This is a genomic window from Myxococcus sp. RHSTA-1-4, assembly GCF_020037125.1.
In the GTDB taxonomy this organism is placed as follows: domain Bacteria; phylum Myxococcota; class Myxococcia; order Myxococcales; family Myxococcaceae; genus Myxococcus.
Genome location: NZ_JAIQDG010000011.1, coordinates 133,037 through 152,363 on the forward strand (window position 1 = coordinate 133,037; position 19,327 = coordinate 152,363).

Sequence of the window (19,327 nt, forward strand, 5' to 3'; positions counted from 1 at the left end):
GGGCCCATGAGCGCGCCGAACATCCGCCGAGCCGTCCAGCTCCTGCCTGCCTGTGCGACCACCGGCATCGGGAGCCTGCCCCATACCCAGGTGGAGCTGGGCCTCCAGGCCGCGCTGGCCCTGGACATCCCCTTCCTGCCGCAGCTCCCCGTGGGGCACCCCTCCGAGCTGATGATTCCCGCGGCCCTGGAGGGGCTGCCGGGCCTGTCCTTCGACGACGAGGGCCTGTGCACGGTGGACCTGGCGGCCTGGGAGTCGGGCCGCGCGGACTTCGAGGCGCGGCTGGAGGCGGCGCTCTCGGCCGGAACCCTGGAGGCCTTCGAGCCTTCGCCGGAGGCGTGCCGCGCCTGGCGTCCCTTCCTGTGGGAGGTGGAGACGCGGAAGCTGGCCTTCGCGAAGGCGCAGCTCGCGGGGCCCTTCACGGTGCGCTCGGTGGCGCGCACCAGCACGGGCCAGCCGGCGCTGGAGGTGCCGGGGCTGGACCAGGTCATGTTCCGGCTGGTGCTGGCGCGCTCGCTGGCCATGGTGAAGGCGCTGCGGCGCGCGAACACCACGCCGCTGTTCTTCCTGGATGAGCCGGGGCTCTACGCCTTCCAGCGCACCAACCCGCGGCACCTGCTGGCGCTGCAGGAGTTGAAGCTGCTGGTGGTGGCGCTCCAGCGCGAGGGCGCGCTGGTGGGCGTGCACTGCTGCGGCAACACGGACTGGGGCGCGCTGCTGGACGTGCAGCCGGACCTGCTGTCCCTGGACGTGCGGCTGTCGCTGGATGCCATGGTGGAGGAGCGCGACGCGCTGGAGCGCTTCCTCGCGTCGGGGGCGACGCTCAGCCTGGGCATTGTCCCCACGGACCTGGCGTCCTCGTACGAGGTGGGGGAGCTGGTGGACTCGGTGGAGGCGACGCTGAAGGCGGCGCTGCCGCGCGGCTTCACCTTCCCGCGGGTGGTGTCCACCGTGGTGCTGACGCCCGCGTGCGGGCTGGCGATGCGCTCGGTGGTGGACGCCGAGCGCATCCTGGAGGAGCTGAAGGCGGCGCAGCGGCGGCTCCGCGGAGCGCTCGAGGCCGAGCGTCCCGTCGGGTTCCAGTCACCGACTCCCCATTGAGCGGGGACTACTGGCGGCCGAGGCTCAGCTCGCGCTCGGCCTGGAACCAGTCCTGCTCGGGGTTGCCGGGCGTGCCACCCCGGGCGAGGAAGATTTCATAGGCGCGCCGGGCAATCTGCTCGTGCGTGGGGGTGTTCCGGGGCGCCGGGGCCACGGCCATCGTGCTCGGGGGCCGCGCCGGCGTGCTCGCCGGGGTGTGCTGGGGCTGCTTGTTGGCGGTGTTGCGTGCCATGGGAGGCTCCTCCGGTGAATTTGGCGCGCGGAGTTTGGGACTCGGGTGGGGCACGCGAAAGCGACCCCTCGGGTCAGGGGTTCTCGGAGCAACAGGACGGACGCGACACTGTCGGGTGGTGCACGGAAGCTCCGGCGCACCGTCGCTCCGGGTGGAGGCTGCCCGCACGGGCGGGACGTGCGGGATGCTGGTGTCAGGGCTCGGGTGGACGAAGCCGGCGTGGCCCCCGGCAGGGTGGGCGCCGGTGAACCCGCCCGGTGTCAGCCGCCGTTGAGCACGCCCGAGCCGAGCGCGGCGTCCAGCGCGCGCTGCATGGCGGTGCTCATGCCGAGCGCGGCGGCCTCGGCGGGCGTGCACCAGCGCAGCTCCTGGAAGGCGGGAGCGCGGGTGGGGCGCTGGGGGCCGGACACGCGGAGCAGGCGCAGCGTGAGGTCGCGGTGCGTGAGCTGCCGCTTCACCGTGCCCAGCGCGGCCTCCAGCTTCACCTCCGAGCCCAACGAGGCCGCGAGCCGGACGATGGCCTCGGCTTCCGCCAGGTCTTCCTCCACCTCGGCGGCGGGCAACTCCCACAGCCCCCCGAAGAGGCCCGCGTCCGCGCGGCGCGCGAAGAGGAGGGTGCCCGCATGCGGCCACACCGCGAGGGCCAGCGTCAGCTTCTTCGGCGTCGCGCGCACCTTGGCGGGAGGTAGCTCGTCCACGCGGCCCTTGCGGAAGGCGACGCACGCGCCACGCACGGGGCACAGCAGGCACAGCGGGCTCTCCGGCCGGCAGGTGGTGGCGCCGTGCTCCATGAGGGCTTGATTGAAGTCACCTGGGCGCTCGCCCTTCACCAGTGCGGTGGCCAGGGCCCAGAGGGCGGCCTCGCGCTCCTTGTCACCGGGGAGGCCCTCCACCTCGAAGATGCGCGACAGCACGCGCGCCACGTTGCCGTCCACGAGAGGGGCTTCCTCTCCGAAGGCGATGGAGGCCACCGCGCCCGCGGTGTAGCGGCCGAAGCCGGGCAGGGTGAGCAGCTCCTCGGCGGTGGAGGGCAGCCCGCCGCCAAAGCGCGCCACCACCTCCTGCGCGGCGCGGTGCAGGTTGCGCGCGCGGCTGTAGTAGCCGAGGCCCTTCCACCCGGCGAGCACGTCGTCCAGCGGCGCGGACGCCAGCGCGAGCGCCGTGGGGAAGCGCGCGAGGAAGCGCTCCCAGTAGGGAATCACCGTGGACACCTGCGTCTGCTGGAGCATCACCTCGCTCAGCCAGATGGCGTACGGGTCCCTCGTGCGGCGCCACGGCAGGTCCCGCTTGTTGCGGTCGTACCAGCCCAGCAGCGGGCCGCGCACGGCGGCCAGGTGCCCGGGGGCGGGGGACGCGGTAGGAGGAGGAGCCGCGGTTCGTTTCGCGCGGGAAGCTCGCGTGGTGATGGCTTGCCCGGCTCCTTCAGCGTCGGGCGTCGGCGCGGACGTGCCGGAGCGCTTCGCCCGCCCCGTGGCGGTATCGTCCTTCGTGCGCCCGTTCTTTGCCGTGGCGAGCGCCGTGCGCTTCGTGCGAGGCGCCGGACCGTCGGAGTGGGCTTGCACATCGGCGGCCGGGGCCGGAGGGGCCTCGGCCCGCTTCCTACGGGGACCGCGGGGGCTCATGCGTCCTTCTTCTTCGGAGGGGCCGCCATGCGGCGGGCGATGCGGTCGAACAGTCCGGGCACGAGCCGGTTGGCCAGCACCATGACGCGGCCGGGAAGGGTGAGCACGGTGTCGCGGCGGCCGCGCAGGCTCGCGCGCACCATGGCGGTGGCCACGTCCTCGGCGGACATGGCCTTGAGCGGAATGGCCTCCTGCCGCCAGCCCTCCGCGTGGAGGCGGTTCTCCCGGAACTCGCTCTCCGTGAGGCCCGGGGAGACGAGCAGCACGCGGATGCCCTCGGCGGCCAGCTCCGCGCGCAGCGACTCGGTCATCGCGTTCACCGCGGCCTTGGACGCGCAATAGCCTCCCAGCAGCGGCAGCCCCCGGTGGCCCAGCACCGAGCTGACGTTGACCACCTGGGCGCCGGGGCGCCTGCGCAACAGCGGCATCGCCGCCCGTGTCACCCGCCACAGGCCGAACACGTTCAGCTCGAAGACCTGCCGGAGCTGTGCCTCGCTGATGGCCTCCAGCGGCCCGTAGAGCCCCTGGCCGGCATTGTTGACGAGCACGTCCAGCCCGCCGAACGCGGCCTCTGTCTCGCGCATGAGCCGCTCTACGTCCTCGCCCACGGTGACGTCGCACCGCACGGGCAGTGCCCTCACGCCGAGTGACGCCACTTCACGGGCCGCGTCCTCCACCCGCGGAAGGCGCCGGGCGGCGAGCACGACGTCCGCGCCCGCCTCCGCATACCGCTTCGCCGCCGCCCGCCCGATGCCGCCGGAAGCCCCCGTAATGAGGACCACCCGGCCCTTGAAGGGTTGGGTCTTCATGCCGCGCGCACCATACCCTCCTGGTAGCGTCCCCAAAGTGTCTTTCAACCGGAGGCGGGCGCTCGTTTCCCTGCTCGTTCCCCTTCTGGAGGGGCAGGCGAACGCCTAGGATGCGCCGCTTCCATGCGGCGTCCCACCCTCAGCAACGACTTCTCCTGGTCCAAGAGCCGCCACGAGAAGTTCTCCGAGTGCCTCCGGGCCTATTACCTCTACTACTACCGCTCCTGGGGCGGGTGGGAGGCGGACGCGCCGAAGGACGTGCGGGAGCTGTACGTGCTGAAGAAGCTGGCCAACCGCTTCAGTTGGGCCGGCAGCGTGGTGCACGAGGCCATCAAGGACGTGCTGCTCGACTGGCGGGCGGGGCGCGCCGTGGACCCGGCGGTGGTGGAGACGCGGGCGCGCAAGCTGATGCAGGACGACTTCCGGCATTCACGCGGCAAGGCGTACTGGACGCAGAAGTACCGCAAGCAGTTCACCGGCCTGGTGGAGCACGAGTACGGCGACGTGGTGCCGGACGACGCGTGGAAGCAGAACTGGGAGACGGTTCGCTCGGCGCTGGCCTGGTTCTTCACGTCGCGCTGGCCCCAGGTGGCCAGGGGGATGAAGCCCGAGCAGTGGCTGGAGGTGGATGCGGGCTTTGACTTCGCGCACTTCACGCTGGACGGGGTGAAGGTCTTCGCCATCCCTGACTTCGCCTTCGTGGACGCGGACGGCACCACGGTGGTGGTGGACTGGAAGACGGGCAAGGCGCGCGACGGGTACGACGAGCAGGTGCTCGGCTACGCGCTCTACGTGTCGCAGCGCTACCGCGTTCCGGTGGAGAAGGTGCGCGCCTCGCTGGTGTACCTCAACGAGGGGAAGGAGCAGGACGTGATGGTGGACCCGGCGGCCATGGACTCGTTCCGCCGGCACTTCGAGGGGAGCGTGGCGAAGATGCGGGCCCTGCTGAAGGACCCGGTCACCAACACCCCGCTGGACGCGTCCGCCTTCCCGCCCACCGAGGCGCTGACTGCCTGCGCGCGCTGCGTCTTCCGGCGCCCCTGCGGGCGCGAGGCCGCCGCGGCCCAGGCGCAGCAGCAGGTGGCGTAGCGGCTACCGCGTCGCCGCCAGCCGCCGCACCACCACGCCGGCCGCGTTCATGCCGAAGCACGACGTGACGAAGGCCACGCTGCCGTCAATCTGGGTGCGGTGGTCGCAGGTGTGGAAGTCATTGTCCTGCGGGCACACGCACAGGAAGCCGTCGGTGGCGTCGTCGTACTGCAAGGCCACGGGCAGCCGCCGCGCCTCGATGGAGTAGACGGCGGTGATGCCGGTGTGCCGGTCCGTCTCCACCCCGTACTTGCGCTTGAGCAGCTTGCGGATGTCCTTGGCGAACGGGTCCATGTGCGTCTCGGACAGGTCCTCCACGCGGATGGCCGTGGGGTCCAGCCGGCCCGCGGCGCCCATGGAGCTGACCACGGGGATTCCCAGCGTCACGCAGCGGTGCAGCAGGTGCAGCTTCGCCTTCACGTTGTCGATGGCGTCCACCACGAAGTCGTACTGGCCGGCCTGCAGCATCTGCTCGGCCACCTCCTCGCGGTAGAACTCGCGCAGGGCCTCGACCCGGGCCTGCGGATTGATTTCCTGGCAGCGCTGCCCCATCAGCTCCGCCTTGGACTTGCCCACGGACTTCACCGTGGCGTGGAGCTGGCGGTTGGTGTTGGTGACGCACACGTCGTCATGGTCCACCAGCGTGAGGTGGCCGATGCCGCTGCGCACCAGGCCCTCGGCGGCGTAGCTGCCCACGCCGCCCAGGCCGAAGACCACCACGCGGGCATTGGCCAGCCGCTCCATGGCGGAGTCGCCCAGCAGCCGGCCTGTCCGGTCGAAGCGCCGCGACAGCTTGAAGGGGCGGGCGAGCGAGTTCTCGGTCCGGTCCTGGGCCGCCGGGGGGGCGGGCGGAGTCTCTGTCTCGGGAGCGGCGGGGGGGAGCGGCTGCGGGTTCATGGCGGTCCTCTTATAACGCGACGCTCGCCTACCGCGATGGGGGAGGGAAAGCTTCCCGGAAGAACCGGCGGGCGTTCTCGGTCGTCCGCCGGGCGACCTCCTCGACGGGCTCTCCCCGGACGTGGGCCATGCCCGCGATGATGTGGGGCAGGTAGCCGGGCTCGGAGCGCTCTCCCCGGTGGGGCGTGGGGGCCTGGTCCGGCGCGTCCGTCTCCACCATCAGCCGCTCCAGGGGGATGGCCCGCAGCGCGTCCAGGGGCTTTCGCGCCTCCGCCCAGGTGACGGGGCCCGCGAAGGAGAAGTGGCAGCCCTTCTGGAGGTAGAAGCGCGCCAGCTCCACGCCGCCGCTGTAGCTGTGCATCAGCACGCCCGCCTCGGGCAGCTCCTCCTGCTTCATCAGGTCGATGAGCGCGGGGTGCAGCCGGTGGCAGTGCATCAGCACCGGCAGCCCGTGCTTTCGCGCCAGGGCCAGATGCCGCCGGAGGACGGACACCTGCCGCTCCAGCGGAGCGCCGGGAAGGGAGGGGCCGTCCAGGCCGCACTCACCCACGGCCGCGGCGCCGCCCCGGGAGAGCAGGGCATCGAGGTGCTCGAGGACGGCCTCGTCCTCCTCGGGCGGCAGCTCCGGGAGGAGCTGCGGGTGGATGCCCAGGCCCACCTGGAGGCGCGCGTCCTGACGGGACAGCTCCAGCAGCGGCTCCCAGTCATGAGGGCCGACGCCCGGAATCACGATGCCGTGCAGGCCCGCGGCCCAGGCGCGTTCGAGCACCGCGGGGCGGTCCGGGTCGAAGCGTGTCGCATCCAGGTGGCAGTGGGTGTCTATCATTGAGCACGCAGCGGCGGTTCGCCGTTCAATCAGAAACACGGTTTCCGGCCATGCCCCCCAGAGCGAGCACGGCCCCGAGCCACGAAGCTATACGCGGCCCTCGCTTCTTCGGAGGGTCTTTATGACCAAACGTGTCGTTGTCAGCGCGCTGTGCTGCGCGCTGTGGGTGCTCACGACGGGGTGTGAGGATGAGTGTGTCGACCAGTTCGACTGCCGCAACGACAACGGGCAGCCGGACGAGGGGCAGGAGTGGGTCTGCAACGACGATAACGAGTGCGAGCAGCGTGCGGTGACGCAGCCGCCCGAGCCGGACGCGGGCACGGGTGGGGAAGAGGATGCGGGGACCGACGCGGGCACGGGTGGGGAAGAGGATGCGGGCACCGACGCCGGCACGGACATGGACGCCGGTACCGACGCGGGCAGCATGAGCGTTCCGAAGGGCGAGGCCTGCGTCTCGTCGGCGGACTGCATGGCCGGCCTTCGCTGCGAGGGCGCCGCGGGGAGCACCACGTGCCAGGCGATGCATGTCGCGGTGTCGGCCGTCGAGGACGCCAATGACGACGCGAAGGCGCTCGTCATGCGCTTCGACACGCCCGGCATGACGCCGCTGACGGGTGACGGTGTGGAGAGCAGCCATCCGCGCTGGGGCCCGGGCGGCGCGGGCATCGCCTTCGTGCAGGGGGCGACGGCCTCGGCCGCGGGCGAGCTCGCGGTGCGTGACATCCCGCTCGTCGAGGGGCAGTCCACCGTCCTCGCGGATGGAGGCACCGGCGGCACCACCCGGTTCTGGTACACGGAGTGGGAGCCGGGCAACTCCATTGCATGGGTGCGGCAGAACGGCTCGAGCCGGTCCGGCATCTCCGCGGTGCCGACGGATGGCGGCTCCGTGGTGGAGGTGACCCAGAGCGGCACGTTCCCCGACTGGAAGGACGGCACCACCTTCGCGTTCAGCACCGCCACCCTGGGCCTGTCGACCCTGACGCTGGCCGAGGGCGCGGCGCCCACGCCCATCGCGAACTCGGGCGGTACGGCGGAGCAGCCGCACTACAACCGCGCCAACGACCAGCTTCTCTTCCTGGCCAATCCCGACAACAAGACGGTGACCTTCGACGGCGACGCTGACCCGACGCCGCTGCCCAGGCTCTACACCATCCAGGTGACCGGCGGCGGGCAGCCCCAGTTGATTGCCGACTACACCAGCGTGTCCGCCACGGATGGCGCCATCGAGTCGTTCATCGCCAACCCGAACTGGGCTCCGGACGGGAGCTGGGCCGCGTACGTCCGCGCGTACTACTTCAAGCCCACGGCGGGGGACGCGGTGCTCTGCGGCGGCGGGGACGCGCGCTGCGCGGGCACTCCGGGCAACCGCATCTTCCTGCGCCGCATCAACCCCCAGGACGGCACCCCCACGCAGGACCCGGAGGTGGAGCTCGCCGAGGGGGCCACGCTCCCGTCGTTCTCCCCGGATGGCCGTCACGTCGCCTACATCAAGGGCGGGCAGCTCTACGTCCAGCAGATTGACCCGGCCACGGGAAGGGCGCCCGAGGGCGTCGGCCCCATCATCCATCCGAAGGGCGGCTACACCTTGCAGACCCGCGACGGCGATGACCACCGCCCGCGCTGGCAGCCCAAGTAGTCCCAGGCGCCTGATGCCCTGACGTACGAGGCCCGCGTCCCGCCGGAGGGACGCGGGCCTGCGTCTGTCCACTCGGTGGAGGCGGAGTCTTGCTTCCCCCGGAAAAGGGACATAGGCAGGGCGCCTCCTTTGCCCCGGCAGGGGCTCTCCCTTGGAGGACACGCATGAGGCTTCACGTCGCGCTCGGCTTCCTGTTCTTCTCCGGCTGCGCCACCGTCTCGACACAGGGACGGGAGGACGGAAGCGGAGGCACCGTGGCCGGGGAGCCGCACGAGCTGGCCGAGCCCGTGCGCCTGGAGACGCGCTCGGGCACCTTCCTGGTGCACCCGAACAACGCCGGTGACTTCCAGAAGCTGCTCGCGGGGGAGCCCACCCGGCAGCGCTACAGCGCCAGCATCCTGCCGGTAGACGACTGACGACTGTCCGAAACGCGACGGCCCTCCCGCCCGCGTCCCATCATCCGGGAGCGGCAGGAGGGGGGAGGGGAGGCTCAGCCCTCCAGGATGATGCGGCGCCCCAGCGCCCGGCTCATCTGCGGCGAGCGGAGCTGGGCCATGACCTCGCCCAGCTCCCCGCCGGAGGTGTCGAAGGCCGCCGCGATGATTTCGCCCACCGTCAGGTGGGCCTTCTCCGCCACTGCCCGGGCCCGCTGGGCGGTCCGCCGCATCGCCGGCATCACCCGCCGGCCCTGCCTGGTCACCGTCCCGCCCTTGCGTGTCGTCCTCTTGGCCATGTGCTCCTCCCACCGCGCCGCACTGCACGGGTGAGTACACTGGAGGTCTGACACATGCAGGCGAGGTGCCAATGGGAGGGCTACCTGCCTGGTGTGACGAGGCACACGTTTCCCCAGTCGGATAGAGGGTTTCCGTAACACTGTCCGTGAACCGTCCGGCCGCTCTCCTGGGTGGTGACTCGTTCTGTCGAGTTTTTTCGTTCAGTCCGGGCCACGGACTCGACGTTTCGTTCAACAGTCAAGGTTCCGGCACCTGCCGCGAAACGTCCGTCGTGAGGTCCCCGGTGACTTCGCAGCCCCACGTCCTCATTGCCCCAGAGGGCCATGCCCCCGAGTGCTACCCGAGGGGCCCCTGACACCGGAGTCGTGCCTCGCGCCGGTGGGCGCAAGGCCGCGTGTTGCAGTAGAGGAGCCCTCCCATGAACGTCCAGGTCCTCTTCCACGACAGCTGCTTCGACGGCGCCGCCAGCGCGGCGGTGTTCTCCCGCTTCTACCGGGAGCGCATCCGCCCGGACGCGGCCTTCCGGTACCTCGGGCTGGCGCACAAGCCGGGCGCCGAGGGCATCGACCCGGCCGTCTTCACCGGCGAGGAGAATGTCATCGTCGACTTCCGCTACAGCCAGGATTCGCGGCTCACCTGGTGGTTCGACCACCACGTCTCCGCCTTCCAGCAGCCCGGCGACGAGGAGCACTTCCGCGCGGACACCAGCGGCCGCAAATTTCACGATGCCCACCGCAAGAGTTGCACGAAGTACCTCGCGGACGTGGCGCGCGAGCGCTTCGGGTGGGACGCCTCGCCCATGGCGGACCTCATCCACTGGGCGGAAATCATCGACGGCGCCCAGTTCCCCACGCCGCAGATGGCGGTGGCGCTGGAGGAGCCCGCGCTGCGCATCATGACGGTGCTGGAGGCCAACAAGGACCCGGCCCTCATCCCCGAGGTCATCCGCCGCATGCAGTCCGAGTCACTGGCGGACATCGCCGCCTCGCCCCTCATCGCCACGCCGCTGGCCCCGCTGCTGGAGCGCCACCGCGGCCACATCGACCTGGTGCGCGCGAAGGCCCGCTACGAGCGCGGCGTCGTCTTCTTCGACCTGGTGGACGAGGGCGTGGACAGCCTCAACAAGTTCATCGCCTACGCGCTCTACCCGGACGCGCGCTACACGCTGTGGGTGGGGAAGGGCGCCTCGCGCGCCAAGGTGTCGCTCGGCTCCAACCCGTGGAAGCCGGAGCTGCGCAAGCACGACCTGGCGGCCATCGCCGGCCGCTACGGCGGAGGCGGGCACCCGGTGGTGTCCGCGGTCAGCTTCAAGGCGGACCAGGCCGACAAGGCCCGCGCCGCGTACGCCGAAATCCTCGCGGAGCTGTCCACCGCCGGGTGAGGCCCCGGCCCCGGCCCCAGGCCCGGGCGCCACGGCCCGGGCCTCTCGTGTCACCGGCGCGGAGCTAACGGCGCGCGAAGAAGGGGAAGCCGGCCTGCCGAAGCAGCCGCACCACGGCCACCATGGGCAGTCCCTGCACGTTGGTGCGGTCTCCCTCGAGCCCCGCCAGCAACGCCTGCCCGGCGCCCTCCACCCGGTAGCTGCCGCAGCAGCCGCGCCACTCCTCCAGGTCCAGGTAGCGCTCCAGCTCGTCGGGCTCCAGGCGGTAGAAGGTGAGGCGGGCGCGCTCCACGGCCTCGGTGATGTGGCCACCCGGCCCCACCAGGCACACACCGGTGTGGATGTCGTGGGTGCGCCCCATCAGCCGGCCAAGCTGCCGCCGCGCATCGTCCCGGTCCACGGGCTTGGTGAGGATTTCGCCGCCCACCTCCACGAGCTGGTCCGCTCCCAGCACCCACGCGCCCGGGTTCCGGTCCTTCACCGCGCGGGCCTTGCGCGCCGCCAGCTTCAGCACCGCCTCCTGCGCGGACAGGTGGGATGCCACCGTCTCGTCCACGCCCGGGGCCTCGGTGCGATAGGGGATGCCCAGCCCGTCCATCAGGGCCCGCCGGGCGCTCGACGTCGACGCCAGAATCAGGTCTCTCATAGGGCCGCCAACCTAATGCACCTCCCCCGCGGGTGGGGTTGCGGCAGGCAGGCGGACACGCCGATGTTTCCCGCCCGCCGGGTGATGCCGTACCCTGGCGGCCCATGTCGCGGCGCGGTCTGCTCGCCTTCTGCCTCCTTCTCGCTGCCTGCAAGCGCAACGCTCCGGCCCCCGTGACGCCGGACGCGGGCACCCCCGTCACGTCCCCGGTGAGCGCGCCGGGCCCGGGCGCCGGTGACGCTCCCGTCATGATTCCCGGGGACGCCACCCACCGGGTGCGGCCGCTGGCGGTGTGCCGCGCGGACGGTGCCGCCCCGCTGGATGCCGCGCGCCGCTACTTCGACGAGGGGCGCTTCGAGGAGGCCCTGTCCTGCGCCGCGCAGGCCGCCGCGCTGGAGCCGGACCTGGCCGCCGCCCACGCCGAGCGCGGCGTCGCGCTCGCCGCCCTGGGGCGCGACGTGGAGGCGCAGCTCGCCTACGCGCGCGCGCTCGCCATCGACCCCGGGGACCCGGACGCGCTGCTGGGCGCGGCCCACCTGTACGCGGTGCAGCTCCCCTCCACGCGAGAGCGGGACGAGCTGGGCGTCCTCTACGCCGAGCGCGGGCTGTCGCAGCCCAACACGCCGCCGGAGCTGGTGCCGCACCTGGCGCTGGTGGCGGCCATGGCCTTCAACGACCTGGGGCAGGCCGAGGAGGCCCTCGCACGCGCCGCCATCGTCCTGGCCCGCGAGCCCGGCAGCAAGGAGGCCCTCTACGAGCGCGCCCTGGCCCTCTTCGAGCTGTGCCGCTTCGCGGAGGCGCGGGTGGCCTTCTCCGGGCTGCTGGACGACTCGGAGCGCTCCGCGCACGCGCACCAGCACCTGGGACTGCTGCTGGAGCGCGAGGGGAAGTGGAAGCAGGCGCAGCACCACTTCGACAAGGCCCGGGCGCTGGCGCCCGCGGACTTCCCCGAGCCCCCCATGCCCACCGAGGACGCCTTCCGCGCCGAGGTGGCCCGCGCCGTGGCCGCGCTGCCCGAGGACATGCGCGGCGACCTGGACGGCGTGCCCGTCACCGCGGAGGAGCTGCCCGCCGACGGAGACCTGCTGGCCAACCAGCCGCCGCTGTCACCCACGATTCTGGGCCTCTTCCGGGGCCCCCCGCTGGGCGAGCCGTGTGATGGCTCGGAGACGCCGTGCCGCTCCGTGGTGCTCTACCGGCGCAACCTGGCGCGGGCGGTGCGCACCCCCGAGGAGCTGAGCGAGCAGATTCGTGTGACGCTGCTCCACGAAATCGGGCACCTTCGCGGCGAGGACGACGAGGAACTGGCCGCTCGCGGCCTGGAGTGAGAAAAGCCCGATGCCCCCCAAAGCAGCCCTTCCCGTGGCGCGCGCCAGTCTCAAGGGCGCCAAGTCGCTGCGCCGTGGCAACCCCTGGCTGTACCGCACCGAGCTGGCCGCCCCGCCCGACGTGAAGGGCCCCGGCGCGGTGGTGCTGGTGGTGGACCCGCAGGGCAACCCCATCGGCCAGGCCCTCTACGCGCGCCGCTCGCCGCTGGCGCTGCGGCTGCTGACGCGCAAGGGGCCCGCCGAGGAGCCGGTGGACGACGCCTTCTTCCGCCGCCGGCTGGAGGCCTCGCTGGCGCGCCGGGCCCCGCTGGCGGGCCGCGACGGACTGCGGCTGGTGCACGGCGAGGCGGACCTGCTGCCCGGCCTCTTCGTGGACCGCTACGGCGCGGGCCTCACCGTGCAGACGATTTCGGAGGGCATGGACTCCCGGAAGGAGTCGCTGGCGCGGATGCTGGTGGAGCTGACCGGGGCCACGCACGTGGTGGCCCGGGACGACGGCTCCGGCCGTGACTTCGAGGGCCTGCCCCGCGAGGCGCGCCTGCTCCACGGCCAGGGTGACGCGCGCTTCACCTACCACGAGGGCGACAACCGCTTCGAGGTGGACCTGCTGGGCGACATGAAGACGGGCGCCTTCCTGGACCAGGTGGACAACCACCTGCGCGCCGGAGAGCTGGCGCGAGGCGAGGCGCTGGACCTCTTCAGCTACCACGGAGGCTTCGCGCTCTCCCTGGCGCGCAGCTGCGCCTCCGTGCTCGCGGTGGAGCAGGACCCGAAGGCCGCCGCGCGCGCGAAGGCCAACGCCGAGGCCAACGGCCGCGCGAATGTCACCGTGGAGAACGCCAACGCCTTCGACGTGCTGAAGCGCTTCGACACGGAGGGGCGCCGCTTCGACACGGTGGTGCTGGACCCGCCCGGCCTCGCCAAGCGCCGCGAGGGCCTGGCGACCGCGCTGCGCGCCTACCACGAGCTGAACCTGCGCGCCCTGCGCTGCCTCAAGCCGGACGGCCTGCTCGTCACCTGCTCCTGCTCCGGCAAGCTGGACCGCGCCGGCTTCGAGGAGATGGTGCTGGCCGCCGCCGCGGACGCGAAGCGGCCGGTGCAGATTCTGGAGCGCCGCGGCGCCGGGCTGGACCACCCCGTGCTCGGCGGCCTGCCGGAGACGGAGTACCTCAAGGCCCTCTACGTGCGGGCCCTGTAGCGAAAGGCCCGCGGGTGTCCGGCGGGCCGCTACGGCAGCCCCAGCTCCTTCTTCAGGCGGCTCACCACCTTGAAGTACTCGGTCCGGGGGAAGGGGACGTTGAGGATGTGGAAGTCCTTCTTCGCCAGCCCCACGCAGCCGAAGCAGTAGTTGCAGTCCTGCAGGTTGCGGCTCAGCACCAGGTACGCGCTGCTGGTGCAGTTCTCGCTCTGCACGCAGTAGGCGCACGCGTGGCAGCTCTTGCACTCCACGCAGTGCGAGCAGTTGTTGCACAGCTCGCACCGGGTGCAGTGGGTGCACTGGAAGCAGCTGTCGCAGTCCTTGCAGAACATGCAGTTGGCGCAGCGCTGGCAGCCCTCACACGCGTACGAGCCGGGGTTGCCCGGGTCCGCCGCGTAGCTCTTGGCCAGCTTCTGGAACTGCTCCAGGAACTCCCGCTTGCCCAGCATGGCCACCGCCGCGCGCGCCGCCTTCTCCTCCGCGAGCGGGTCCACCTGGGGCCGCGTTCCTTTCTCCTTCACCACCAGGACTCCTTGCCCATGTCTTGACGTTCACTGCAGCCGGGCCAGCCCGGCCAGGTCGATTCCACGCGCCACCCGCCGCACCTCCACGGTGCCCGGGAAGCCCCGGCTGGTGACGGCCACCACGAAGCGGTTGCCCACCAGGAGGTTCGCCTCCGCCAGCGACTCCTCCGCGTCGTACCTCACGAAGCCCACCGCGTCCTCCCAATGAATGGGGGCCGACGGGTCGCTCGCATCCCTGCCCTTCGCCCGCTGGGCGGCCTCGCGGATGGCCTGCCCAATCTTCTCACCCATCGTGGTGTCCACGATGCGCACCTTCACCTCTCGTCCCTCACCTCGGGTGAAGAGGCGCTCGGCCTCGGAAACGGACACCTCGCCGTACTTCCCCGTGGAGCCCTGGGTTCGCGCCACGGTGAAGCCGTCCAGCGCCGGCGGCAGGAAGGGAGAGAGCTGCTTGAAGTACACGCAGGGCGCGCTCTCCGCTGGCACGGATGGTGCCAGCTCCGGCGGGGCGCTTCCGTTGTCGATGCACCCCGCGCTCACGACGAGCGCGAGAAAAGCACCGGTGAACCAGAGGAAGGGGTCGCGCACAGGCGAATCAAAGGGTATCCCTGGCCCGCGCGCAATGGACCTCTCGAAGCTCAACCCTCCGCAGCGCGAGGCCGTGGTGACCCTCCAGGGGCCGCTCCTCGTGCTGGCGGGCGCCGGCAGCGGCAAGACCCGCGTCATCACCCACCGCATCGTCCACCTGCTCAACGAGCGGCCGGGCCACCTCATGGCCCGCAACGTCCTCGCGGTGACGTTCACCAACAAGGCCGCCACGGAGATGAAGGAGCGCCTGGTCCACATGGCGGGCCCGCGCGCGCAGGGGGTGCTGGTGTGCACCTTCCACGCCTTCGGCGCGGAGCTGCTCCGGGAGGACATCCACCGCCTGGGCTGGCCGAAGAAGTTCGCCATCGCCGACATGGGGGACCAGCTCGCCATCATCCGGCGCGCCATGCGCGAGCACAAAATCGACGACCGCTCGTTCGACGCGCGCAAGGTGCTCACGCTCATCTCCAAGGCGAAGAACTCCGGCAAGACACCGGAGCCCAAGCCGGAGGGCATTGGCGACGACTACGACCTCATCACCCACCTGGTGTACCCGGACTACCAGCTCGCGCTGAAGGCGCAGGGCTCGGTGGACTTCGACGACCTGCTGCTGTTGCCCACGCGCCTGCTGCGTGAGTTCCCGGACCTGTACGCCAAGTACACCCGGCGCTTCCGCTACCTGCTGGTGGACGAGTTCCAGGACACCAACATCGCCCAGCTGGAGCTGCTCAAGCTGCTGGCCGGCGAGGCGCGCAACGTGTGCGCGGTGGGCGACGACGACCAGTGCATCTACTCGTGGCGCGGCGCCGAGGTGCGCAACATCCTCGACTTCGACCGCTTCTTCCCCGGAGGGAAGGAGGTGCGGCTGGAGCAGAACTACCGCTCCGTGCAGATGGTGCTGGACGCGGCCAACGCCGTCATCGCCAAGAACCCCGAGCGCAAGGCCAAGCAGATGTGGACCGACCGCAAGGGGGGGCCGAAGGTGAAGGTGGTGGGCTGCCCCAACGACGAGGAGGAGGCCCGCTTCGTCGCGCACGAAATCCAGAAGCACATCGCCCTGGGAGTGCCCGCGGACGAAATCGCCGTGCTCTACCGCACCAACGGGCAGGCCCACCCGGTGGAGGAGATGCTGCGCGAGAAGAACATCCCCTACGAGGTGGTAGGCGGCAGCGAGTTCTTCGACCGGCGCGAGGTGAAGGACGTCATCGCGTACTTCAAGGTCATCGTGAACAAGCTGGACGAAATCTCCCTCATGCGCATCGTCAACGTGCCGGCGCGCGGCATCGGCGACGTGACGATGGAGCGGCTGAACGTCCACGCGCGGGGAGAGGGCGTCACGCTGTGGACGGTGATGCGCAAGGCCGACACGTACGAGGACCTGCCGCCCGGCGCCGGGGGCAAGGTGCTGGAGTTCGTGGAGCTCATCGAGCGCTACCGGGCCGCGTACGAGCACGGCCAGCTCGCCACGGTGACGCGCAAGCTGCTGGAGGAGATTGGCTTCCGCGAGGCCACGCGCGCCCACGCCACCTCCGCCACGTCCGCCGACAAGAAGCTCAAGAGCGTGGACGGGGTGCTCAACTCGCTGGAGAACTTCGAGAAGCGCGAGGGCCCCAAGGCCAGCCTCCTCACCTACCTCAACCGCCTCAGCCTGGACACGCGCCAGGAGGAAGAGGAGGTGCCCGGAGGCCACCGCCGCGTCACCCTGATGACCGTGCACTCCTCCAAGGGCCTGGAGTACCGGCTCGTCTTCTTCATCGGCATGGAGGAGGACCTGATGCCCCACGGCGGCATGCAGGGCGAGCCGCAGAACCTCGAGGAGGAGCGGCGCCTGTGCTACGTGGGCATCACCCGCGCCAAGGAGCTGCTGTACCTCACCCGCGCCAACGTCCGCGTGAAGCGCGGCAAGGAGGTGCCCCGCACCCCCTCCCGCTTCCTGGAGGACCTCCCCCCGGAGGTGGTGGAGAAGGTGGACCTGGATGCACCGCGTCAGGGGCCTCCCACGACGGAGGAGAAGAACTTCTTCGCCAACCTGAAGGAGCGCTTCAAGAAGCCGGGGGCTGCCGGGGCTCCGGCGGCCGGCGCCGGCCCCTCCGCGGGGCCCCCCCGGGGGGCGGCCGGGTAGGGGAGCGGCCCTGGGCGGGCCCTCCACGCCCCTGGGGGTGGGGAATCCGGACGGCAGGTGCGCGGCGACCTTGACTTGATCCGCCGCACCCACTAGGACGGTCGGCCTTTCCGGGCCGGCGTGGAGTTTTCACGGCGGACCCGCGGTTGGTTTGGCACGAGCAGCGGTCCCTGGCATGCACCCGGCGGCCGCGAGAAGTTTGGAGTGCAAAGAAATGTCGCAGAAGACCTACAGCGCGAAGGCTGGGGACATCAAGCGCCAGTGGCACGTCGTTGACGTGTCCGACAAGGTGCTGGGCCGCGCGGCGAGCCAGATTGCCACCCTGCTGAAGGGCAAGCACAAGGCCATCTACACGCCGTCCATCGATACGGGCGACCACGTCGTCGTCATCAACGCCGAGAAGGTGCGGGTGACGGGGACGAAGGAAACGGACAAGATGTACTACCGGCACCCGCACGCGGGTTTCCCCGGTGCCCTGAAGATCACCAACCTGGAGAAGCTCCGCCAGCGTCACCCCGAGGACATCATCATCAACGCCGTGCGCCGCATGCTTCCGCGCAACGCGCTCGGCCGCCAGATGATGACGAAGCTGAAGGTCTACGCGGGTGACACCCATCCTCACGCCGCCCAGAAGCCGGCCGCGTTCGAGGTCGAGGCGTAAAGGGAGACCACGTCCATGCCCATCCACCAAGAACTCGGTTTCTACGCCACCGGCCGCCGCAAGGAGGCCACCGCCCGCGTGTGGGTTCGCCCCGGCACCGGTCAGGTCACCATCAACGGTCGGGAGATCAACGACTACTTCGGTCGTGAGACCTCGAAGATGGTGCTCAACCAGCCCCTCGAGATCCTCGAGCAGAAGGGCAAGCTCGACGTCACCGTGAACGTCAAGGGTGGCGGTCTCTCCGGCCAGGCCGGCGCCATCCGCCACGGCATCGCCCGGGCGCTGTGCTCCTTCAACCCGGAGTTCCGTCCGGCGCTGAAGAAGGCCGGCTTCCTCACCCGCGATGCTCGCGCGGTCGAGCGCAAGAAGTACGGTCAGCCGGGCGCGCGTCGCCGGTTCCAGTTCTCCAAGCGCTAAGCGTCAAGCTCGGCTGCTTGCAGTCACTCGCGGCGGGGGTCCTCTTTCGGGGGCCTCCGCCGTGGTGTTTTCAGGGGTCGGGTTCGTCCCATCGCGCCTGGCCGTGGGGCTCTGCTACCATCCGGCCCGCACATGGAACTCAACGAGATTCTGCAGATCGCCCTGCGCGGCGGCGCCTCCGACATTCATCTCAAGGCCGGCCTGCCGCCCATGTTCCGCGTGGACGGCTCCCTGGTGCCGCTCAAGGACGGCCGCCGCCTCCCTCCGGAGGAGGTCGCGCGCATGGCCTTCGGCATCATGAACGAGTTCCAGAAGGAGAAGTTCAAGACGAGCAACGAGGTGGACCTGGCCTACGGCGTCCCCGGCCTGGGCCGCTTCCGCGTCAACGTCTTCCAGCAGCGCGGCACCGTGGGCGCCGTGCTCCGCGTCATCCCCTTCAAGGTGATGACGATTCAAGACCTGCTGCTGCCCCAGATTCTCGCGAAGATTTGCGGCGAGGAGCGCGGGCTCGTCCTGGTGACGGGCACCACGGGCTCCGGCAAGTCCACCACGCTGGCGGCGATGATCGACCACATCAACGCCAACGAGACCAGCCACATCATGACGATTGAGGACCCCATCGAGTTCCTCATTCGCGACAAGCGCTCCATCGTGAACCAGCGCGAGGTGGGCGTGGACACGATGAGCTTCGCGCAGGCCCTCAAGAGCGCGCTGCGGCAGGACCCGGACGTCATCCTCGTGGGCGAGATGCGAGACCACGAGACGATTGAGACGGCGCTCCACGCGGCGGAGACGGGCCACCTCGTCATGTCCACGCTGCACACGCTGGACGCCACGGAGACCATCAACCGCATCGTCTCCGCCTTCCCTCCGCACCAGCAGAAGCAGGTGCGCCTGCAGCTCGCGAGCGTGCTCAAGGGCGTGGTCAGCCAGCGCCTCGTGCCGCGCGCGGACGGCAAGGGCCGCGTGGCCGCCGTGGAGGTGCTGCGCGTCACCGCCCGCGTGCGCGAGCTCATCGAGGACAAGGACCGGACGAAGGAGATCCACGACGCCATCGCCCAGGGCACCGACTCGTACGGGATGCAGACCTTCGACCAGTCGCTGATGAGCCTGGTGCGCCAGGGGCTCGTCACCTACGAGGAGGCCCACCGGCAGGCCACCAACCCGGACGACTTCGCGCTGCGCTTCTCCGGCATCAGCGGCACGTCCGACTCCAAGTGGGACAACTTCGACGCCAAGCCCGGCGAGGCCCGCCCCGTCCCCGGCTCCGCCGCCTTCGCCCAGAAGGGGGCGCCCGGCGCGCCGGCTCCCGCCGCGCCCACGCCGGCTCCCGCTCCGGTGGCCCAGGCCATGCGCCCGGGGGCTCAGACTCCGGCCGCCGCGCGTCCCGCCGCGCCTCCCCCGGGAGCGCGTCCGCCCGCCGCGCGCCCGCCGACGCCGCCTCCCGCTCCCGCGCCGGCTCCCGCCGCGGGTGGGGATGACGACTTCCAGATTGAACGCTTCTGAGTGGCTGGCG

20 protein-coding genes are annotated in these 19,327 nt (G+C 71.1%); 11 read left to right on the forward strand and 9 right to left on the reverse strand.

The window, feature by feature from the left end; translation table 11 throughout:
- The first annotated feature begins 6 nt into the window (after window positions 1-6).
- On the forward strand, window positions 7-1,101 hold the full coding sequence (locus K8638_RS17180) for a hypothetical protein (protein WP_223755612.1): 1,095 nt from the start codon (window positions 7-9) through the stop codon (window positions 1,099-1,101).
- 7 nt (window positions 1,102-1,108) lie between these two features.
- Here the strand turns inward: K8638_RS17180 and K8638_RS17185 are convergent, their stop codons facing one another.
- The 3 genes from K8638_RS17185 to K8638_RS17195 all read right to left on the reverse strand — a co-directional run bounded on the left by K8638_RS17185 (window position 1,109) and on the right by K8638_RS17195 (window position 3,764).
- Window positions 1,109-1,333: a DUF2934 domain-containing protein gene (locus K8638_RS17185; protein WP_223755613.1), complete on the reverse strand. Its 225-nt coding sequence runs from the start codon at window positions 1,331-1,333 to the stop codon at window positions 1,109-1,111.
- Between the two features lie 260 nt (window positions 1,334-1,593).
- Window positions 1,594-2,739 (reverse strand): A/G-specific adenine glycosylase, encoded by a 1,146-nt coding sequence (gene mutY / locus K8638_RS17190; RefSeq protein ID WP_370644020.1) that lies wholly within the window; start codon window positions 2,737-2,739, stop codon window positions 1,594-1,596.
- Between the two features lie 212 nt (window positions 2,740-2,951).
- Entirely contained in the window at window positions 2,952-3,764 is an 813-nt protein-coding gene (locus tag K8638_RS17195) for an SDR family oxidoreductase (RefSeq protein WP_223755614.1), read from the reverse strand.
- A 123-nt stretch (window positions 3,765-3,887) separates the two neighbouring features.
- On the opposite strand from K8638_RS17195, the gene K8638_RS17200 reads away from it, so the two are divergent.
- The gene (locus K8638_RS17200; RefSeq protein ID WP_223755615.1) at window positions 3,888-4,853 is read left to right on the forward strand and encodes a PD-(D/E)XK nuclease family protein; all 966 of its coding nucleotides are present in this window, start codon (window positions 3,888-3,890) and stop codon (window positions 4,851-4,853) included.
- Between the two features lie 3 nt (window positions 4,854-4,856).
- Here the strand turns inward: K8638_RS17200 and K8638_RS17205 are convergent, their stop codons facing one another.
- Window positions 4,857-5,750 carry a ThiF family adenylyltransferase gene (locus tag K8638_RS17205; RefSeq protein ID WP_223755616.1) on the reverse strand — a complete coding sequence of 298 codons (894 nt, stop codon included), beginning with the start codon at window positions 5,748-5,750 and terminating at the stop codon, window positions 4,857-4,859.
- Between the two features lie 28 nt (window positions 5,751-5,778).
- Entirely contained in the window at window positions 5,779-6,576 is a 798-nt protein-coding gene (locus tag K8638_RS17210; RefSeq protein WP_223755617.1) for a TatD family hydrolase, read from the reverse strand.
- A 121-nt stretch (window positions 6,577-6,697) separates the two neighbouring features.
- Here K8638_RS17210 and K8638_RS17215 point away from each other — a divergent pair, with 121 nt between their 5' ends.
- Both K8638_RS17215 and K8638_RS17220 read left to right on the forward strand, forming a co-directional pair.
- Window positions 6,698-8,212: a hypothetical protein gene (locus tag K8638_RS17215; protein ID WP_223755618.1), complete on the forward strand. Its 1,515-nt coding sequence runs from the start codon at window positions 6,698-6,700 to the stop codon at window positions 8,210-8,212.
- A gap of 164 nt (window positions 8,213-8,376) precedes the next feature.
- A complete protein-coding gene (locus K8638_RS17220) occupies window positions 8,377-8,628 on the forward strand; it encodes a hypothetical protein (protein WP_223755619.1) in 252 nt (83 codons plus the stop codon).
- A 74-nt stretch (window positions 8,629-8,702) separates the two neighbouring features.
- Here K8638_RS17220 and K8638_RS17225 read toward each other — a convergent pair whose 3' ends face one another.
- Complete coding sequence (locus tag K8638_RS17225; RefSeq protein ID WP_223755620.1) at window positions 8,703-8,945, reverse strand: hypothetical protein; 243 nt, start codon at window positions 8,943-8,945, stop codon at window positions 8,703-8,705.
- A gap of 419 nt (window positions 8,946-9,364) precedes the next feature.
- On the opposite strand from K8638_RS17225, the gene K8638_RS17230 reads away from it, so the two are divergent.
- Window positions 9,365-10,327, forward strand: coding sequence for a hypothetical protein (locus tag K8638_RS17230; RefSeq protein ID WP_223755621.1), 963 nt, complete (start codon window positions 9,365-9,367; stop codon window positions 10,325-10,327).
- 64 nt (window positions 10,328-10,391) lie between these two features.
- Here the strand turns inward: K8638_RS17230 and K8638_RS17235 are convergent, their stop codons facing one another.
- Window positions 10,392-10,973: a nucleoside triphosphate pyrophosphatase gene (locus K8638_RS17235; RefSeq protein WP_223755622.1), complete on the reverse strand. Its 582-nt coding sequence runs from the start codon at window positions 10,971-10,973 to the stop codon at window positions 10,392-10,394.
- A 104-nt stretch (window positions 10,974-11,077) separates the two neighbouring features.
- On the opposite strand from K8638_RS17235, the gene K8638_RS17240 reads away from it, so the two are divergent.
- Together K8638_RS17240 and K8638_RS17245 are read left to right on the forward strand one after the other, a co-directional pair.
- Complete coding sequence (locus tag K8638_RS17240; protein WP_223755623.1) at window positions 11,078-12,301, forward strand: metallopeptidase family protein; 1,224 nt, start codon at window positions 11,078-11,080, stop codon at window positions 12,299-12,301.
- Between the two features lie 10 nt (window positions 12,302-12,311).
- Window positions 12,312-13,499: a class I SAM-dependent rRNA methyltransferase gene (locus K8638_RS17245; protein ID WP_223755624.1), complete on the forward strand. Its 1,188-nt coding sequence runs from the start codon at window positions 12,312-12,314 to the stop codon at window positions 13,497-13,499.
- Between the two features lie 29 nt (window positions 13,500-13,528).
- On the opposite strand, the gene K8638_RS17250 is transcribed toward K8638_RS17245, so the two are convergent.
- Window positions 13,529-14,023 (reverse strand): caib/baif family protein, encoded by a 495-nt coding sequence (locus tag K8638_RS17250; protein WP_223755625.1) that lies wholly within the window; start codon window positions 14,021-14,023, stop codon window positions 13,529-13,531.
- Between the two features lie 27 nt (window positions 14,024-14,050).
- On the reverse strand, window positions 14,051-14,521 hold the full coding sequence (locus tag K8638_RS17255) for a hypothetical protein (protein ID WP_223755720.1): 471 nt from the start codon (window positions 14,519-14,521) through the stop codon (window positions 14,051-14,053).
- Between the two features lie 124 nt (window positions 14,522-14,645).
- On the opposite strand from K8638_RS17255, the gene K8638_RS17260 reads away from it, so the two are divergent.
- From K8638_RS17260 to K8638_RS17275, 4 genes are all read left to right on the forward strand, one after another.
- Window positions 14,646-16,733, forward strand: a complete 2,088-nt coding sequence (locus K8638_RS17260) for an ATP-dependent helicase (protein WP_223755626.1) — start codon at window positions 14,646-14,648, stop codon at window positions 16,731-16,733.
- A 214-nt stretch (window positions 16,734-16,947) separates the two neighbouring features.
- Complete coding sequence (gene rplM, locus K8638_RS17265) at window positions 16,948-17,394, forward strand: 50S ribosomal protein L13 (protein ID WP_223755627.1); 447 nt, start codon at window positions 16,948-16,950, stop codon at window positions 17,392-17,394.
- Between the two features lie 15 nt (window positions 17,395-17,409).
- Window positions 17,410-17,811, forward strand: coding sequence for a 30S ribosomal protein S9 (gene rpsI, locus K8638_RS17270; protein ID WP_223755628.1), 402 nt, complete (start codon window positions 17,410-17,412; stop codon window positions 17,809-17,811).
- Between the two features lie 132 nt (window positions 17,812-17,943).
- Window positions 17,944-19,317 carry a type IV pilus twitching motility protein PilT gene (locus K8638_RS17275; RefSeq protein ID WP_223755629.1) on the forward strand — a complete coding sequence of 458 codons (1,374 nt, stop codon included), beginning with the start codon at window positions 17,944-17,946 and terminating at the stop codon, window positions 19,315-19,317.
- Window positions 19,318-19,327: the final 10 nt, after the last annotated feature.

What these genes read in the sequence shown, in the direction of transcription:
- rplM (WP_223755627.1), top strand. Translation starts at nt 16,948, where the DNA reads ATGTCGCAGAAGACCTACAGCGCGAAGGCTGGGGACATCAAGCGCCAG.
- rpsI (WP_223755628.1), top strand. Translation starts at nt 17,410, where the DNA reads ATGCCCATCCACCAAGAACTCGGTTTCTACGCCACCGGCCGCCGCAAG.
- K8638_RS17195 (WP_223755614.1), bottom strand. Translation starts at nt 3,764, where the DNA reads ATGAAGACCCAACCCTTCAAGGGCCGGGTGGTCCTCATTACGGGGGCT.
- K8638_RS17185 (WP_223755613.1), bottom strand. Translation starts at nt 1,333, where the DNA reads ATGGCACGCAACACCGCCAACAAGCAGCCCCAGCACACCCCGGCGAGC.
- K8638_RS17205 (WP_223755616.1), bottom strand. Translation starts at nt 5,750, where the DNA reads ATGAACCCGCAGCCGCTCCCCCCCGCCGCTCCCGAGACAGAGACTCCG.
- K8638_RS17235 (WP_223755622.1), bottom strand. Translation starts at nt 10,973, where the DNA reads ATGAGAGACCTGATTCTGGCGTCGACGTCGAGCGCCCGGCGGGCCCTG.
- K8638_RS17220 (WP_223755619.1), top strand. Translation starts at nt 8,377, where the DNA reads ATGAGGCTTCACGTCGCGCTCGGCTTCCTGTTCTTCTCCGGCTGCGCC.
- K8638_RS17240 (WP_223755623.1), top strand. Translation starts at nt 11,078, where the DNA reads ATGTCGCGGCGCGGTCTGCTCGCCTTCTGCCTCCTTCTCGCTGCCTGC.
- K8638_RS17230 (WP_223755621.1), top strand. Translation starts at nt 9,365, where the DNA reads ATGAACGTCCAGGTCCTCTTCCACGACAGCTGCTTCGACGGCGCCGCC.
- K8638_RS17275 (WP_223755629.1), top strand. Translation starts at nt 17,944, where the DNA reads ATGGAACTCAACGAGATTCTGCAGATCGCCCTGCGCGGCGGCGCCTCC.
- K8638_RS17245 (WP_223755624.1), top strand. Translation starts at nt 12,312, where the DNA reads ATGCCCCCCAAAGCAGCCCTTCCCGTGGCGCGCGCCAGTCTCAAGGGC.
- K8638_RS17180 (WP_223755612.1), top strand. Translation starts at nt 7, where the DNA reads ATGAGCGCGCCGAACATCCGCCGAGCCGTCCAGCTCCTGCCTGCCTGT.
- K8638_RS17210 (WP_223755617.1), bottom strand. Translation starts at nt 6,576, where the DNA reads ATGATAGACACCCACTGCCACCTGGATGCGACACGCTTCGACCCGGAC.
- K8638_RS17215 (WP_223755618.1), top strand. Translation starts at nt 6,698, where the DNA reads ATGACCAAACGTGTCGTTGTCAGCGCGCTGTGCTGCGCGCTGTGGGTG.
- K8638_RS17260 (WP_223755626.1), top strand. Translation starts at nt 14,646, where the DNA reads ATGGACCTCTCGAAGCTCAACCCTCCGCAGCGCGAGGCCGTGGTGACC.
- K8638_RS17200 (WP_223755615.1), top strand. Translation starts at nt 3,888, where the DNA reads ATGCGGCGTCCCACCCTCAGCAACGACTTCTCCTGGTCCAAGAGCCGC.
- K8638_RS17225 (WP_223755620.1), bottom strand. Translation starts at nt 8,945, where the DNA reads ATGGCCAAGAGGACGACACGCAAGGGCGGGACGGTGACCAGGCAGGGC.